Source organism: Mucilaginibacter sp. 21P (genome assembly GCF_019331605.1).
In the GTDB taxonomy this organism is placed as follows: Bacteria; Bacteroidota; Bacteroidia; order Sphingobacteriales; family Sphingobacteriaceae; genus Mucilaginibacter; species Mucilaginibacter achroorhodeus.
Genome location: NZ_CP063061.1, coordinates 3,277,570 through 3,291,853 on the forward strand (window position 1 = coordinate 3,277,570; position 14,284 = coordinate 3,291,853).

The window sequence follows — 14,284 nt, forward strand, 5'->3', positions numbered from 1 at the left end:
AATCAGCGTGTAGTGACAATGTCTTGCCAGTCGGTGGTGTATTGTTTGCTCAGGAACTCTTGCTTCATTACCCATTTTTTTTCGTAACCCTCCGTAGCAATTCGCAGTGTACCGCGACCATATCTTAGATTCAGATCGTCCATTAGACTGGCTAAACGCTGTTCGCGCTCACTTTCGTAATCTGAATAGAGATTGTATTGTACCTCGCCCGCAGGTATAACGCCGGTTGCCCGCACGCCTGTTTTAAGGTAATTGTAACCGGGTTGCCATATAGCTTTTAATGCTTGTATGCAAATACGTGTAAATTCGTGCGCACTATTTGCTGCAAATGGTATTTTGACGGTAATGCTTGGATAGTGCTGATCGTGCTTTACGTTATGCTTATTGGTACGCAGGTAAACGGTGATGTTAAGCGCCATACTTTTTTGCTGCCTTAACTTTAATGAAACAGTGGCTGCGTGCATGGCAACGGCTTCCTCAATAGCTTCTAACCGGGTTTGGTAACTGTTAAAGCTTTGGCTGGATTCGATACCTTTCGAACGCTCCGCTACATCACGGATCACGTTGCAGGGCTTTCCCCAAAGTTCCTGATGCAAGCGCCAGCCCTGCACAGTCATGTGCTGGCGTACCCAGTCGGCCTTTCGGTTCCGGAAGTCGGCAGCTGTTACAATGCCATTAGCCACCAGTTTATGGTAATAGGCATGGCCAACGCCCCAAACATCTTCAATAGGGAAATTAGAAACAACTTGCTCTATCTTTTCCGGTGTATCAAGCACCAGGTAATCGCGCTTTTGTTTTTTAGCTGCCTTGTTGGCCAGTTTAGCCAGGCTTAAAGTTGGGCCAACACCAATGGTTATGGGTAGGCCGGTATCATGCATCACGTTTTTACTAATAGCTTGTGCATGCCGTTCCAAATCGAGACCGTAAATATCGCCAAGTGCCATAAATGCCTCGTCTATGCTATAAACCATCAGCATGTAAGTGTAACGTGCCAAATTATTCATCAAACGGGCACTCATATCGGCATACAGTGGATAGTTGCTGCTGAATATGATGGCATTATGTTCGGCTAAATTCTTTCGAACCATAAATTCCGCATCGGCCATTTTAATGCCCATTTCCTTGGCTTCGTTACTGCGGGCAATGACGCAGCCATCGTTATTGCTCAGCACTACAATAACACGCCCCTTTAATTCGGGTTTAAAAAGTGTTTCACAGCCTACATAACAGTTATTAATATCAACATGCGCAAACACCCCGGTACCTCCCAACTTTTAATTCGGCCGGTAGCAGCGGGTTCAGGTTAAGCGTAACCACACCCCAGCACGTCCAGTGTTCTGTATTCGCTATCTCAATGGTATTAGCGAGCGTATCTGCCCGCAATAATAATTTATCTGCAACAGGATAAAATTCCCGTGTGTAAAAGTTTCCTTCATGAAAAAATACTACGATACTTCCTTTCACGGGTTTCAGGCTGCGGTCGATCACCAGGATATTATCAGGCATAATGTGATAGGATTTCATGGCTTCAGAACCCATCCGCATAAAGTAAGTATTATCAGGGTCCATAACGGTGATATCGGTTATATCAAGCGGTGGCTCCTCGTACGACAACATAGGAAGCCTAAACCCCAGCACATCTCTTTTTGCAACTTGTTTCCTTATACGCAGCATTTTGATTACTAATATTTTTAGCAAAATAAGAATTTTTCAGCCAAAGCTGCAAGTTTGTTGAAAAGTGGTTAGCCCGAATATTCTGCCCGGTTGTAAGTATTTAATGAAAATTACGGCCTTTGTGTAAGATGCTTTCCACAGACATATCACGCTTTTGCGGTACGGGCGAAACTGTTTCATCAGCGCGTGATAGGGTAACCTCAGGGAAATCGTCGCCCTTTTGAGTAAGCTTGCTTAGCAGGTTATTAAGATTAAAGCAACGTTTAACAACAACGTGTATCACCTGGCCTTCTATTTGTACTTGTCCCTCAACCATTAGTAAGCGGGCTTGCAGTATCTCGCGGCGGTATTTATTAAACATTTTTTCCCATACCACCAGGTTGGTAAAACCGGTTTCGTCTTTTATGGTGATAAACAGCACTCCCTTTGCAGTACCCGGCCGTTGCCTAACGGTAATAATGCCCGCTGTTTTTAGCCGGTCGCCGTTTTTAAGCTCTTTTATTTTTGCGGTAGGGGTTACGCCAAGCATATCTAACTGGTAACGTATAAAGCTTACCGGGTGCGCTTTTAAGGATAAGCCTGTAACAGCAATGTCCTGAACCACATGCTCTGATTTCGACATCAGCGGCAGGCTTATCTGGCGCTCCTTTGTGCTCTCCGATGGCTGGTTGCCAAACAAGGCTAACGGTTTATCATTTAAAGCGGCAATTTCCCACAAAGCCTGGCGGCGGTTTAAATTGAGTGAATCAAAAGCATCAGCATCAGCTAATACCTTAATAGCGTCTGTTGGGATGCCGGCATTACTTAGCTGACTAATGCTTTTGTAGCCCATGCCGCGGTTAGTGGTAAGCACCTGCATATCCTGTAAAGATAAACCCTTTACCTGCCTGAAACCCAGTCGTAAAGCATGGTATTCGCCATCTATTTCTTCAAGTATATTATCCCATTCTGAGTAGTTGATATCTACAGGGCGTACCACAACATTATGCTCGCGTGCATCATCTACAATTTCTGCCGGCTGGTAAAAACCCATGGGCTGACTATTAAGCAAGGCTGCTGCAAAAACATCCGGGTAATGGCATTTTAAATATGACGATATGTATACCAGATGCGCAAATGATGCTGCATGGCTCTCTGGGAAACCATAGCTACCAAAGCCTTCTAACTGCTTAAAAACCCTGCGGGCAAAGTCTTCTTCATAGCCTTTTTTTACCATGCCTTCTACCAGTTTATCCCGAAAAGCGCTTACTTGTCCTTTGGCTTTGAAAGTTGCCATACTTCGTCGTAACTGATCGGCCTCAGCAGGGGTAAAGCCCGCTGCTACGATGGCTATTTCCATTGCCTGTTCCTGAAAGAGAGGGACTCCTTTCGTTCGTCCTAAGATTTCTTTTAGTTCATCTGAGGGATAAATTTCAGGATCTATCTTATCTCTTCTACGTAAATAAGGATGCACCATGTCGCCTTGGATAGGGCCGGGGCGTACAATGGCAACCTCAACAACCAGGTCGTAAAACACGCGCGGCTTTAACCTGGGCAGCATTGACATTTGTGCCCGGCTTTCAATCTGGAAAACGCCTATGGTATCGGCTTTGCATATCATATCGTAAACAACAGGATCATCCTGCTCTACGCTTTCTAAAGTGTAATGTTTGTGATAGTGGAGCTGCAGCATATCAAACGCTTTACGGATACAAGTTAGCATACCTAAAGCCAGCACGTCTACTTTAAGAATGCCCAAAGCTTCCAGGTCGTCCTTATCCCATTCCAATTGGGTTCGGTTATCCATGCGGGCATTCATCACCGGGCAAATATCTGAGAGCTTGTTTTGTGTGATTACAAAGCCGCCAGTGTGCTGCCCCAACTGCCGCGGAAAACCCATTAACTGACTGGTGAGCGCCAAAACCTTTGCAATGTGGGGATCATCCGGATTGATGCCCTGGGCAACAAGGCGGTCGCGGTCAAAGCCCTCCTCGGCCCAGCTCCAGATGGTGCCGCCGAGGCGCTTAATGGTATCTTCTGATAACCCCATTGCTTTGCCAACATCGCGCAGTGCACCTTTATGGCGTTCCTGGGTTACAGTAGCCACGATGGCTGCATGTTCGCGACCGTACGTGTTATATATCCATTGCATGATCTCCTCCCGGCGCTCGTGCTCAAAATCAACATCAACATCCGGCCATTCTTCACGCGAGTCTGACATAAAACGTGAGAACAGTAATTTTTGCTTAAGCGGATTTACCGGTGTGATACCTAAGCAATAGCAAACCGTACAATTAGCTGCAGAACCACGGCCCTGATGTAAAATATTCAGTTCTTCGGCTTTCTGAGTGTATTCGTAAACTCTTAGGAAGTAGGGGGCAAGCTTGCGGCGTGCAAAAAAAGCTAACTCAAAATCTATCTGCTTATTTATTTCCGGTGGAATGTGATCGCCAAATCGCTTGTGCGCACCATTCATGGTATGTTCGCGCAGGTGCTCATCTGCGGTACGTCCATCGGGGCTTCGCCACTCTGGCTCGAGGTATTTTAGTTCATCTAATGAGAAATGACAGGCATTGGCAATTTCCTGTGTGCGCTCAATAGCATCAGGGTAAAGCGAAAAAAGCCTTTCTATTTCTTCAACAGGTTTCAGGTAGCGTTCAGCATTGGACAGCAAACGGAAACCCGCATTGCTGATGGTACATTTCTCTCGTACGCAGGTTTGTATATCCTGCAGTTCACGACGGGCGGGTTCATGATAATGCACATCATTGGTAGCCACTATGGGCACGCCTGTTTTTTTGATGCGGTGTAAACGCTTCCTGTCGTGCCCGTTGTATAAGCGGCTGGCTGCTATATATAATTCGGAACCGAATATTTTTTTATAAACGGCCAGGTTGCGTTTAAAATCATCATCAAAATCAAAACTATCATTCAGTTTTTCGGGTGGGATAACAATGAATTTAATACCCTTTTTGTGTTCGTAAACATCGTTCTTGTATAGCTCGCATTTACCTTTTTCTGTACGCAGGTTGCCTAATGACAATAGGGCGCAAAGCCTGCCCCAGGCACTAACATCGGTAGGGTAGGCCAGCAGGCTCGGGCCGTCTATCAGATCCAATCGGCATGCGGGAATGAAACCTATTTCATTTTTATCACTCTTAATTTGCTGGTGTGCACGCACAATTCCCGCAACGCTGTTACGGTCTGTAATAGCAATTTTAGTATAGCCTAACTCTTTGGCCCGTGCAGCAAATTCCTCGGGGTGTGAGCCGCCCAGCATAAAGGTAAAGTTGCTTGTGATCTGCAACTCCGCATACTTGGTTTTAACTTCTTCTTCCATCTAATACCCATTATGCAAAAAAACCATGCAGGTACCACCGTGTATCACCACCCTGGTGATGCCCGGAACGGAATACCCAGTACCTGCAACCTTTTTCATCCTCTATCATGTAATAATCCCGGTGTTTGTGCCTGTCGGCATGTTGCCACCATTCGGGTTCGATGCGTTCGGCATCGTCGGCTTTTTTGATGATGTGCTTTTGCCCCTTCCACACAAAATGTTTGGGTGGGTCATCCGGCAGCAGGGCCATCACTTCAATACGTTGCGGATACTTTAAAAGGAGCGAAGGGCGGGGCCTGCCATTGTTCCAATCCATCTCAGGCTGATCTGTTAGTGATAAGGCCTGTTTTATAGATCTTTCAGGCCAGTAGCTGGCTTGCGGCAGGTATCGATGAATGTTTTGTGCACCTATTTTATTGCCAATACGGTCTAACAAGCCTGCAAGGGCATCGGTTGATTCATCGCTGCCTTCAAGCAGCCATAAGTTTTCCTGCTTGTGTTCAACTTCTTCTACCTTAAAGGCATCAAGTGTAAACAGTTCAATCCCCAAAGCTGGTTCAATGTTTGGGATTTTTAACGCGAATAATTTAAGCAGATGGGCAGCATTGTTCGATGGCTTATTTGTACCAATCACTGTTTCTGTTAAATGTCCGTCAACACGGTAGCCTTTTAAAACAGCTTTGCGTAAACCATTTCCTTCGCTACTTAACCGTTCGCACATCATTTTCAATAACGTATTGATCGCTTTTTCAATCACTTCTGCTGTACGTATGGGCTCTAAGAATGGTAACCGCACATGATAAGCCTCAACCGGGTGGATGTATTGCAAAGGCTCATCAACATTACCTAAAGCCTGATGCAGCCTTAACAGAAAACTGTTTCCAAATCTTCTGCGTAAGGCAGAACGCTCATGCCCCATTAACTGTCCTACTGTAAAAAATCCAAGTTTATATAGCAAGTCAACAGTTTCTGATTCAATACGTAAAGCCTCGGGTGGTAAAGTCAGTAAAGCTTGTTGGTGCTCTTGAGTTGTTATAATAGGCTTTTGTTTACCATAACGTGCAACCGCCCAGGCAAGGCCAACTGTATCTGCCATAGCTCCACGCACATCATACCCTTTTGTTATCAGTGTTTTTATTAATGATCTGAGGTAATCCTTTTCGCTGCCCCACAAATGCGTGCAGCCGGTAATATCCAAGAGCAACCCATCAGCATCTACAGCAATAAGGGGCGAATAACGTATACACCAGGCAGCTGCTTTTTTTAATATTTCTTCAGCTTTGCCGGGTTCGGCATCCAGCACCTTCAGATCGGGCACTACGGCACGTGCATCTGCAGCGGCCATGCCCGTGCTAATGCCATAGCTTTCGGTTAAATGGTTTGCGGCTTTTACAATCAGCCGGTTTTTTTCGGGTGCAACCAGTATGAAAGGTACATCCTTTAACTCCGGCTGCCGAAGCGTAAGCCAATCCGTTAATAAATGACGGAACCAAAGTGAAACATAGCGCCTGCCCATAATTAACCAACCTGTAATTGTACATCAGTGTATTCAATTTGTGGTTCCTGTTCGGTTCCCCAGGTAAAGCCCTGATCGCTCCAGCTTAGTTGCCAGGTGCCGGGCAACCCGTTACGAACCCTTAGCAACTGTACCTCCCAGCACGGAAACCCCACACCGGGCAGATCGCCTTCTGTTTGGCTGGGTAATGGCGTTACCTGCCAGCGGGAAACACAAGTAGTAGTGCTTAGCTTTTGCAAATTGCTGCGCATAACAAAACCGGTAACCTTACTGGCCTCAACCACCAATTGTAACCGCCGCGACTGTGCAAAGCTTAAATCATTCACTTCGGCAACAACGGCGGCAATGCCTTCGCATTTAAGTGCTTCTTCCATAGCCCAAAGTGTATCGCGTTCGCGCTGGGTATCTACAAATACCAATCGGTGTGCCGCTACCCCAAATTGATGGGATGATGCAGGGAAGAATTTTCTGCCGGTACTTATCCATATACAAGCTCCGCCGTTTTTCATCAGTACAGATAAGATACCCATCATTAATCCGCTTGTAGCCGCTGCCTGTTCTTGTTGCGCACAAAGCATTTCATGAATGTTGCCCGTAGGGAATACTCCATTAGGAAAAGCAGTTTCAACAGGCCCTAAACCAATCCCCTTTTGCTCACCTACAGCAGGCGAGACAAAGCCCTGCCATCCAAGTATGTCTTTCTGCAAGCGTTCGATGATATTTTGGCGGGCCTCTGTCATATATTTACAATTGTAAAATTGCTAATATTTTTAGTATTTATAAAATCTTTTTTTGATTTTTGTTTGATGACGAAAAATATTACGCTCGAGCGAGAAGCCCGTGCCTGGTTAAAACGCCACAACGGCGCGGATGAGATCATTAATATTGTGCCTGCAATGGAAGAATATTATGCAGTAAAAACTTATCATTTGTACACTGCTTATGAAGCCCAACCTGATTTTTTAGGAAGTATTTTATTTGATGCCGATAACAATTGGATCTATAACGGCGGTGACCTTAGTGTAAACGAGCAGGAACAACTGGCTGGTTTTATTGTTAACTACGAGGAACGACTGTAGACCTCAGCAAAACTAAAATAGAATGTTAAGTATCTTGTTAATGCTTAACATAATGATAATATGGATTTAACCTTATCTTAGTTTAGCTTTGGTGCAGATAATCAAATAGATACTATCATATATGAAGGACAAACTAAAACCCCTTATCAAAGAAGCTAAAAAAACCGCACAACGTGCTATACATCAGCACTTAGCCGTACAGTTAAAAGAGATCACTTCAAAATTTGGTGAAGGCTCAAAAAAACTTGATAAAAAGATAGAAAAAGAGGCAAAAAAGCTTGCCCGCAAATTTGCCAAAGATATCAAGATCAACAAAGAAGGTTTATTGAAAGACAACACCGTTGTTAAAGCGCCTGAGGCTGTAGCACCTAAAGCTGAAGCCCCGGCTAAACCGGCCCCCAAAAAAGTTGCAGTAAAGCCGGCAGCTGAACCGCAATAAGCTAAAGCTTTATCAATTCGTTCTTTAAAGCCGATATCACCAGGCCGGTTCTTGATTTTACATTAAACTTCTGGAACAAAGCCTCTCGATAATTATCAATAGTGTGCGGACTAAGGTGCATCATATCGGCAATTTGTTTGTAGGTATAATCAGAACAACACAGCTCCAAAAACTTTAATTCGTTTGCACTTAGGCCGGCGTTTTGAGTTTTTTGAGGCTGGTTGTTTTGTATGTTACGTAACAACTTACCTGATACCAGTTCATTAATATAAAAAGACTGCCTTGCTATACCTCTTATAGCACTTATGAGGTCGCCGGTTTTTGATTGCTTAAGCATGTAACCGCCTGCACCGCTTTTAAGCATACCTATAATAGGTTTATCCTCTTCAAACATACTCAGCGCCAGTACATTTACATCAGGGTGGTTCTCTTTTAACCATTTGGTAGTATCATAGCCATCCATTATGGGCATGGTTATATCCATCAATATCACCTCGGGTAAAGGATGGTTACAAAGCTTATTTATCATATCTGCACCGTTTTCCGCATCAAACAGCACATTTACCTCGTTAGATTCCGAAAGCAATTTAGCAAGCCCTTGTCTGAACAAGGTATGATCATCTACTATGGCGATGTTAATTTTTGAGTTTTCCATTGGTTGTGGGTTGTTGTGGTATTTTGATAATGATGCTTGAGCCTTTAGCCGGCGAGGAAGTGATGTTGGCTGAGCCTTGGAGCATGGCGCTGCGTTTAACAATGTTATGTAAACCCATCCCGCTTTTGCGGATAAGCGCTTCATCAACGTTAAAACCTATACCGTTATCAGTTATTTGTAAGGTGCAGAGATCGTAAGTTTGGTTTAGATCAATGTTTATCTCTGTGGCTTTTGCATGCTGTATTATGTTGTTGATGATCTCCTGGAAGAGCCTGAATAAGATGGTGGCCTTTACCGCGTCAAGATCTATAACTTCTTTGTTGTAGCTGTAGTTGATCTTAAACTTATCCGACCGCCGCAGCCATTCCAGTTCAAAATCAATTGCTGCAGCTAATCCCCGGCTCACAATTTCTTCGCCATGCAACAAGCGCGAAAGGGCTTTAACCTCTTTTATCGACCGCATGGTAAGGTCTTCAACCAATGCCAGTTTCTCTGCTGCGCCCGGGCTATCGTTAAGATCTACCGAGCTCAGTGTTATGGTGGTGAGGCTTAGTAACTGGCCAATATTATCATGCAGGTCATAAGCAACAGTTTTTAACGTTTGCTCTTGTACTTCCATTTGGGTTTTCAATAACTCGGTTTCAAATGTTTTCTGCATGGTAAGAGTATCTTCCTGATGCTTGCGCTTACGCCGGTTGTACGACAGTACATACAGTATTAGGAACAAGGGAGCAATAAGAAATATAACAGAAGTTAAACCTATGAGAAAGATAACTTCCTTTGACGATATCTGCATATAAAAGCGTATGACCAGCAGGCATACATAATTACATCTAACACGTTGTAAATGATATACCTGATTGAGTTATTGTAAGTGATGGACTCATATTCGGCAAGATAGTCCATAAAAATGTTGCATGCCGTGCTGCCGAAGTAAAAGAACAAAGCGCCGTTTACCCACCAGAACGAGGCCGAATAAAGAAGCGGCTCAAACTTTTCGTCACGTAGTTTCAAATAGTAGAAATACAAGCTGGCCAAAACAAATACCACCGACATGATAGAAGCCGTTGCAGAGGTAAATCCTTTAAAATTGTTGTGGAGCATCTCTGATAGGAAGATAAGCATAAAAATGCCGTACCATACATAGAGCCATTTTATATGGTAGTTGTAGGGCCGATAGAGGTGGTAAAAAAAATAACTCGTAAAGCCGCACTCAAATAACAAGTAAACATTATAAACCGGGTAGTTGCGGATTTGCAAAAACTCACGCATATAGATACCGGTAACTTCTGTTACGCATGTCAGCAATAAAAAGGCAATAAGCATTTTCCAGGTAGTGCTTTTGTCTTTCCACAGAAAAACAAAAGCAACCAGGAAGCAAATAAACTCTGATGCAGTGTTAACGCTGATAAACTTCAATGTATGGTTTATTTTATGAGTGTAGCACCAATTGTATTACAATCTCTCGGTGGTGGGCATATTTCGCCGCGATTTTCGGGTGGATTTCCAACAATAAAACCTCGGGGCGGTGTGTTGGCGGTAGGCTTATCAGTATAGTAGTCGCGGTGAAACTTTTGACCAACTTTATTGGTGCTGTCCTTGGTAGATACCATCACCAGTGTATTTCTGTTCCAATAAATACGGTCGGGTTTATGGCCGCCGGTAAATCTTTCACTGTAAACGCTGTCATAAGCAGCAAGATAAAAGCGTATGCCATCGCCACCTTCGCTTTTTACTTTATTGGCCAGTTTCTGTAGCCTGTCTGCGCTAAACCATATGGCACGTGTGTCTGGCAGTTTTTTTACTTTAGATAAATTACTCTCAGAATAAACCGAATCTATATATCCCGCACGTTTCTCGTAATTTTTCACATATTTTTTTGCCAATTCATAAGTAATACTATCAGGATCGGCATAATTGGTATTGGCGTTAAGATCTGCATGTTGGTTTTGGCAGGAGCCCAAGGCGAGGGATGCAATAGCTGCTGTCAATAAGGTTTTCTTATAAGTGATCATAGTCTGGATTAAGGGTTCACCGAAGGTAGACAAATATCAGTTGATGTAATTGCCTTTTTTTGCCTTAAAGTATTTTAAAAAAAGCTGATTTTACCCTGTCAGCAAGCTATGGTCAGATCTCGCTTTCAATTATAACAGGCTGTAAACGTTTGATTTTTGTCTTATGCCTCAAACCCATATAAATTAAAGCGATAGTGGCTACTATACCACTGGCGTACATAATTGCAGGCACCATACTAATTACATCCTGATAAAACCAACCCGAGATCAAAGCGCCCAAACCAATACCGGCTTCGAGAGAAATATACATGGTTGCCATAGCTTTACCCCGATGATCGGGAAGGCTCATATCAACCGTCCAGGCGTTTAGGGCAGGGGAAAGGATGCCTGTTGCAACGCCATAAACTACACCGCCGAGCATAAGCCCCGTTACGGTTTTAGCAAAGCCGATGATAGATAAAGATATTACAAGTAAAACCAGCCCAGTGTTGATAACCGATATGCGTCCGTACTTGTCAGATACTTTACCGGCTACAAACCTTATAAGCAAAGAGGCAATGGTGAATACCATAAAAAATAAGCCTTTATTAACGATACCGAGGTGTTGGCTCCAATCCGGGATCACGGTAAGGATTGCGCCGTAGGCTACGTAAGACAGCAAGGTAACAACGGCAGTGGGAAGCACCTCAACGGCGATAATGTCCTTGCGGGATATCTTCAATATTGATAGGCTGAAAGGGCGTTTATCTTTCAGCGTTTCCTTCATGTTCATCAATATAGCGATAGACATCAGCGCAAAAAAAGATGATACGTAAAATAGCACGTTAAGCGAAAAATATAAACTTATGGTGCTCCCAATAGCAGGGCCAACAGCCAAGCCGGTGCTAAAGCAAATACCATGAAAACCTAATGCTTCACCCCAACGCTCGCGTGGTACTATGTCAGCTACATAAGCCGCGGTCGCAGTAGGCTTAAAACCGGTTGAAAAGCCATGCAGCAAACGCAAAAATAAAAAGCCAGCTACTGTGCTGAGTATAGGGTACAAAAAGCCACAAATAAAACAAACGATGGAGCCGACAGCCATTACCGGCACTCGGCCAAGGGTATCAGTTAATCGCCCGCTAAAAGGTCGGGATATGCCTGCAGTAAGCGTAAATAGCGCAATGATCAAACCTTTATGTTCGGCACCGCCCAGTCTGCTTAAATAAGCAGGCAATTCCGGAATGAGCATATTAAAGCTGCACGAAAATAAAAACGAGCTTAAGCAAACCAGTGCAAAATGGAGATTATAAATGGGGTGTACCGGTTTGGCCATAGAACTTACTTAGCGTTTGCAAGTGTAAGAAAAGTGAGCTTTAAAAACGCGTATGAGTTTTAAACACGATGGTTAAGCGCACTTATTTAATTGCCACAATAAATAAACGTGGATAAGGCAGCAACACGGTACCATCTGCTTGAGCGGGGTATTCTTTAGCTATCTGCTGTTGATATTCTTCCAAAAACTCCTGTTGTTCATCAGCTTCCAAAGCGTCAAGATATGGACGTAACCCGGTGCTTTTTACCATTTCAACAATTCCGGCGGCCCCGGTTTTAATTGGATGAAAGTATGTTGTACGCCAAATATCAACTGATTCTACTTTGCCATGTAACAGACTGAAATACCAATCAGGAGATTGCCGGTCAAGGCGCTTTGGGGCTGCAGTCAGTTTTTCTGCCCATGGGCCTTTTGCTGCAACTTGCCTCATTAAGCGATGGGTAGGTTCTGCAAAGTTATCAGGTACCTGTATAGCAAGTGTGCCACCAGGATTAAGCCGGTTAAGCAATGCAGGCAGGATAGTGGCGTGGTCTGGTACCCATTGTAAAACAGCGTTGGATAATATTACATCGAAAGGCCCTTTATTTTCCCAGGTGGCTACATCCGCAATATCAAACTGTACCTCAGGCAGGCGCTTGCGGGCAGCTTCAATCATATTGGCAGAGCTATCCATGCCGATGATCTTAGCATCAGGGAATTTTTGTTTAAGTAACTCTGTAGAGTTTCCGGGCCCGCAACCTACATCTGCGGCTATTTTTATAGCGTTAGTTTGTATACGATTAAGCAGATCATAAATAGGGCGGTTCCGTTCGGCCTCGTACTTACTGTACAAATCTGCCGACCAAGTGTCGTTGCTGTGATTACTCATGTTACTATAATGAACAAGTCGTGCTTTGATTAAGTTTAAAAAAATTAACTGAAACGATTAGGAATTATCGAAACGGATGGCTAACTTACTTGTCCCATGAATTTAAACGAAAGAAACCCTCAATTGGGCTTCCGTAGCGCAGACGGCGCTATAGTACCCCTTGCCGAGCTGAATGTAAACAGCTTGCCTTATATCGGACTAACATCCGTTCAATTGTATCATCTTTTAGAACAAAAGATCAGCCGGGAACATTACGAAGAGTGTGCCCTTATACGTGATGAATTATTGCGCCGCACCGTTAAGATCAAACAAAAAAGGCAGCCGTAGCTGCCTGTATATTATTTAAGTTTTTTAGGTTTTTCGCTTAGTGCTTTAGCGATAACCGGCTGCACCGCTTTTTCCATAATGGCATAACCATCTTTGTTGGGGTGTACACCGTCGTTACCTAATTCGGCGCGTAATCCATCGCGGTCGTCTTTCATTAGGCTGTGGTAATCCAAGTAGTAAAAGCCGTTCTTTTGTGCAAACTCTTTGAGCATGCTGTTCAGCGTGATGATTTTTTCCGCAGGCTGCAAACCTGTTTTCCATGGGTAATCAAAAACTGGTAAAATTGAGCATATCACCACCTTTATTTTGTAGGTAGCTGCCAGTTGCGCCATAGTTTGTATGTTGCCGAATATCTGTTCGAGCGTTGCCGGCCCGGTGTTACCTGCTATATCATTAGTACCCGCTAATATAGTAACCACTGCTGGTTTAAGATCAATCACATCCTGCCTGAAACGCAGAACCATCTGAGGTGTGGTTTGTCCGCTTATGCCCCGGTCAATATAATTTTTGTTTGCCTCAAAAAAATCAGGATCAACCCTTTTCCAGCCTTCGGTGATCGAGTTACCCATAAATACTACCCGGTTGCCGGGATTAACCTCGGCCATAACCTTGGCATTTTCTTGTTGGTATTTGGCCAGGTTTGGCCAGTCTTGCGCTACGGAACGTTTGTTTATAAAAGCGAACAGTGCCAAGACTAAAAGTGTTTTTTTCATGGTAATAATTGATATTGTCAAAAATGGTATAAAAATTGTTTATTGTTGGATATTATTCTTAATAATTGTGAGCACTCAGGATTTTCATCAGCATATAGAGCGGCTTAAAGCCCAAACAGATAAATTGAAAGATACATTGTCTGCTTTTCATGCCAATTATACTACACTTCAGTTTGGAATGAATCGTTTGCAAAACGAACTAAAGAGGTCGAGAGAAGAATTTGAGCAAATGACCTATAATACTGAGTTGCCAATTGCACCGGTTATTCAAATGAAAACTCCAAATGAAGATGATCAACAACTTACTGCATAATTAAACTGCAAAATATACAAGCCGCCTGTTTACAGGCGGCTTTTTTTGTGC

16 protein-coding genes are annotated in these 14,284 nt (G+C 43.7%); 4 read left to right on the forward strand and 12 right to left on the reverse strand.

Features of this window, described 5'->3' with window-relative positions:
• Positions 1-2: 2 nt before the first annotated feature.
• The 5 genes from INP83_RS14605 to INP83_RS14625 all read right to left on the reverse strand — a co-directional run bounded on the left by INP83_RS14605 (position 3) and on the right by INP83_RS14625 (position 7,249).
• Complete coding sequence (locus INP83_RS14605; protein ID WP_219124833.1) at positions 3-1,271, reverse strand: Y-family DNA polymerase; 1,269 nt, start codon at positions 1,269-1,271, stop codon at positions 3-5.
• Positions 1,240-1,674 carry a LexA family transcriptional regulator gene (locus INP83_RS14610; protein WP_146271405.1) on the reverse strand — a complete coding sequence of 145 codons (435 nt, stop codon included), beginning with the start codon at positions 1,672-1,674 and terminating at the stop codon, positions 1,240-1,242. Before INP83_RS14610 ends, INP83_RS14605 begins: the two co-directional genes overlap by 32 nt.
• Before the next feature lie 100 nt (positions 1,675-1,774).
• Entirely contained in the window at positions 1,775-4,993 is a 3,219-nt protein-coding gene (locus tag INP83_RS14615) for an error-prone DNA polymerase (RefSeq protein ID WP_219124834.1), read from the reverse strand.
• A 10-nt stretch (positions 4,994-5,003) separates the two neighbouring features.
• Positions 5,004-6,509 (reverse strand): DNA polymerase Y family protein, encoded by a 1,506-nt coding sequence (locus INP83_RS14620; protein WP_219124835.1) that lies wholly within the window; start codon positions 6,507-6,509, stop codon positions 5,004-5,006.
• Positions 6,510-6,511: 2 nt separating this feature from the next.
• Positions 6,512-7,249 carry an ImuA family protein gene (locus INP83_RS14625; RefSeq protein ID WP_219124836.1) on the reverse strand — a complete coding sequence of 246 codons (738 nt, stop codon included), beginning with the start codon at positions 7,247-7,249 and terminating at the stop codon, positions 6,512-6,514.
• 66 nt (positions 7,250-7,315) lie between these two features.
• Here INP83_RS14625 and INP83_RS14630 point away from each other — a divergent pair, with 66 nt between their 5' ends.
• A complete protein-coding gene (locus tag INP83_RS14630) occupies positions 7,316-7,588 on the forward strand; it encodes a hypothetical protein (protein WP_219124837.1) in 273 nt (90 codons plus the stop codon).
• 121 nt (positions 7,589-7,709) lie between these two features.
• Positions 7,710-8,027, forward strand: coding sequence for a hypothetical protein (locus INP83_RS14635; RefSeq protein WP_219124838.1), 318 nt, complete (start codon positions 7,710-7,712; stop codon positions 8,025-8,027).
• A gap of 1 nt (position 8,028) precedes the next feature.
• Here the strand turns inward: INP83_RS14635 and INP83_RS14640 are convergent, their stop codons facing one another.
• The 6 genes from INP83_RS14640 to tam form a co-directional block, all read right to left on the reverse strand.
• The gene (locus INP83_RS14640; RefSeq protein WP_146271394.1) at positions 8,029-8,682 is read right to left on the reverse strand and encodes a response regulator transcription factor; all 654 of its coding nucleotides are present in this window, start codon (positions 8,680-8,682) and stop codon (positions 8,029-8,031) included.
• A complete protein-coding gene (locus tag INP83_RS14645; protein ID WP_219124839.1) occupies positions 8,663-9,340 on the reverse strand; it encodes a sensor histidine kinase in 678 nt (225 codons plus the stop codon). Before INP83_RS14645 ends, INP83_RS14640 begins: the two co-directional genes overlap by 20 nt.
• Before the next feature lie 101 nt (positions 9,341-9,441).
• Positions 9,442-10,101, reverse strand: a complete 660-nt coding sequence (locus tag INP83_RS14650; protein ID WP_219124840.1) for a hypothetical protein — start codon at positions 10,099-10,101, stop codon at positions 9,442-9,444.
• A gap of 8 nt (positions 10,102-10,109) precedes the next feature.
• Positions 10,110-10,697, reverse strand: a complete 588-nt coding sequence (locus tag INP83_RS14655) for a hypothetical protein (protein WP_219124841.1) — start codon at positions 10,695-10,697, stop codon at positions 10,110-10,112.
• Positions 10,698-10,809: 112 nt separating this feature from the next.
• Complete coding sequence (locus tag INP83_RS14660; RefSeq protein WP_219124842.1) at positions 10,810-12,012, reverse strand: MFS transporter; 1,203 nt, start codon at positions 12,010-12,012, stop codon at positions 10,810-10,812.
• A gap of 82 nt (positions 12,013-12,094) precedes the next feature.
• Positions 12,095-12,880 (reverse strand): trans-aconitate 2-methyltransferase, encoded by a 786-nt coding sequence (gene tam / locus INP83_RS14665; RefSeq protein WP_219124843.1) that lies wholly within the window; start codon positions 12,878-12,880, stop codon positions 12,095-12,097.
• A gap of 96 nt (positions 12,881-12,976) precedes the next feature.
• Here tam and INP83_RS14670 point away from each other — a divergent pair, with 96 nt between their 5' ends.
• A complete protein-coding gene (locus tag INP83_RS14670; RefSeq protein WP_219124844.1) occupies positions 12,977-13,207 on the forward strand; it encodes a hypothetical protein in 231 nt (76 codons plus the stop codon).
• 11 nt (positions 13,208-13,218) lie between these two features.
• Here the strand turns inward: INP83_RS14670 and INP83_RS14675 are convergent, their stop codons facing one another.
• Complete coding sequence (locus INP83_RS14675) at positions 13,219-13,920, reverse strand: SGNH/GDSL hydrolase family protein (protein ID WP_219124845.1); 702 nt, start codon at positions 13,918-13,920, stop codon at positions 13,219-13,221.
• On the opposite strand from INP83_RS14675, the gene INP83_RS14680 reads away from it, so the two are divergent.
• On the forward strand, positions 13,919-14,233 hold the full coding sequence (locus INP83_RS14680) for a hypothetical protein (RefSeq protein WP_219124846.1): 315 nt from the start codon (positions 13,919-13,921) through the stop codon (positions 14,231-14,233). The two genes, INP83_RS14675 and INP83_RS14680, sit on opposite strands and share 2 nt — an antisense overlap.
• Positions 14,234-14,284 lie beyond the last annotated feature (51 nt).

Bases quoted from the DNA above. Each gene is read 5' to 3' on its own strand.
- INP83_RS14635 (WP_219124838.1), top strand. From the start codon at position 7,710: ATGAAGGACAAACTAAAACCCCTTATCAAAGAAGCTAAAAAAACCGCA.
- INP83_RS14630 (WP_219124837.1), top strand. From the start codon at position 7,316: ATGACGAAAAATATTACGCTCGAGCGAGAAGCCCGTGCCTGGTTAAAA.
- tam (WP_219124843.1), bottom strand. From the start codon at position 12,880: ATGAGTAATCACAGCAACGACACTTGGTCGGCAGATTTGTACAGTAAG.
- INP83_RS14625 (WP_219124836.1), bottom strand. From the start codon at position 7,249: ATGACAGAGGCCCGCCAAAATATCATCGAACGCTTGCAGAAAGACATA.
- INP83_RS14620 (WP_219124835.1), bottom strand. From the start codon at position 6,509: ATGGGCAGGCGCTATGTTTCACTTTGGTTCCGTCATTTATTAACGGAT.
- INP83_RS14680 (WP_219124846.1), top strand. From the start codon at position 13,919: ATGGTAATAATTGATATTGTCAAAAATGGTATAAAAATTGTTTATTGT.
- INP83_RS14670 (WP_219124844.1), top strand. From the start codon at position 12,977: ATGAATTTAAACGAAAGAAACCCTCAATTGGGCTTCCGTAGCGCAGAC.
- INP83_RS14655 (WP_219124841.1), bottom strand. From the start codon at position 10,697: ATGATCACTTATAAGAAAACCTTATTGACAGCAGCTATTGCATCCCTC.
- INP83_RS14615 (WP_219124834.1), bottom strand. From the start codon at position 4,993: ATGGAAGAAGAAGTTAAAACCAAGTATGCGGAGTTGCAGATCACAAGC.
- INP83_RS14645 (WP_219124839.1), bottom strand. From the start codon at position 9,340: ATGCAGAAAACATTTGAAACCGAGTTATTGAAAACCCAAATGGAAGTA.
- INP83_RS14640 (WP_146271394.1), bottom strand. From the start codon at position 8,682: ATGGAAAACTCAAAAATTAACATCGCCATAGTAGATGATCATACCTTG.
- INP83_RS14660 (WP_219124842.1), bottom strand. From the start codon at position 12,012: ATGGCCAAACCGGTACACCCCATTTATAATCTCCATTTTGCACTGGTT.
- INP83_RS14610 (WP_146271405.1), bottom strand. From the start codon at position 1,674: ATGCTGCGTATAAGGAAACAAGTTGCAAAAAGAGATGTGCTGGGGTTT.
- INP83_RS14675 (WP_219124845.1), bottom strand. From the start codon at position 13,920: ATGAAAAAAACACTTTTAGTCTTGGCACTGTTCGCTTTTATAAACAAA.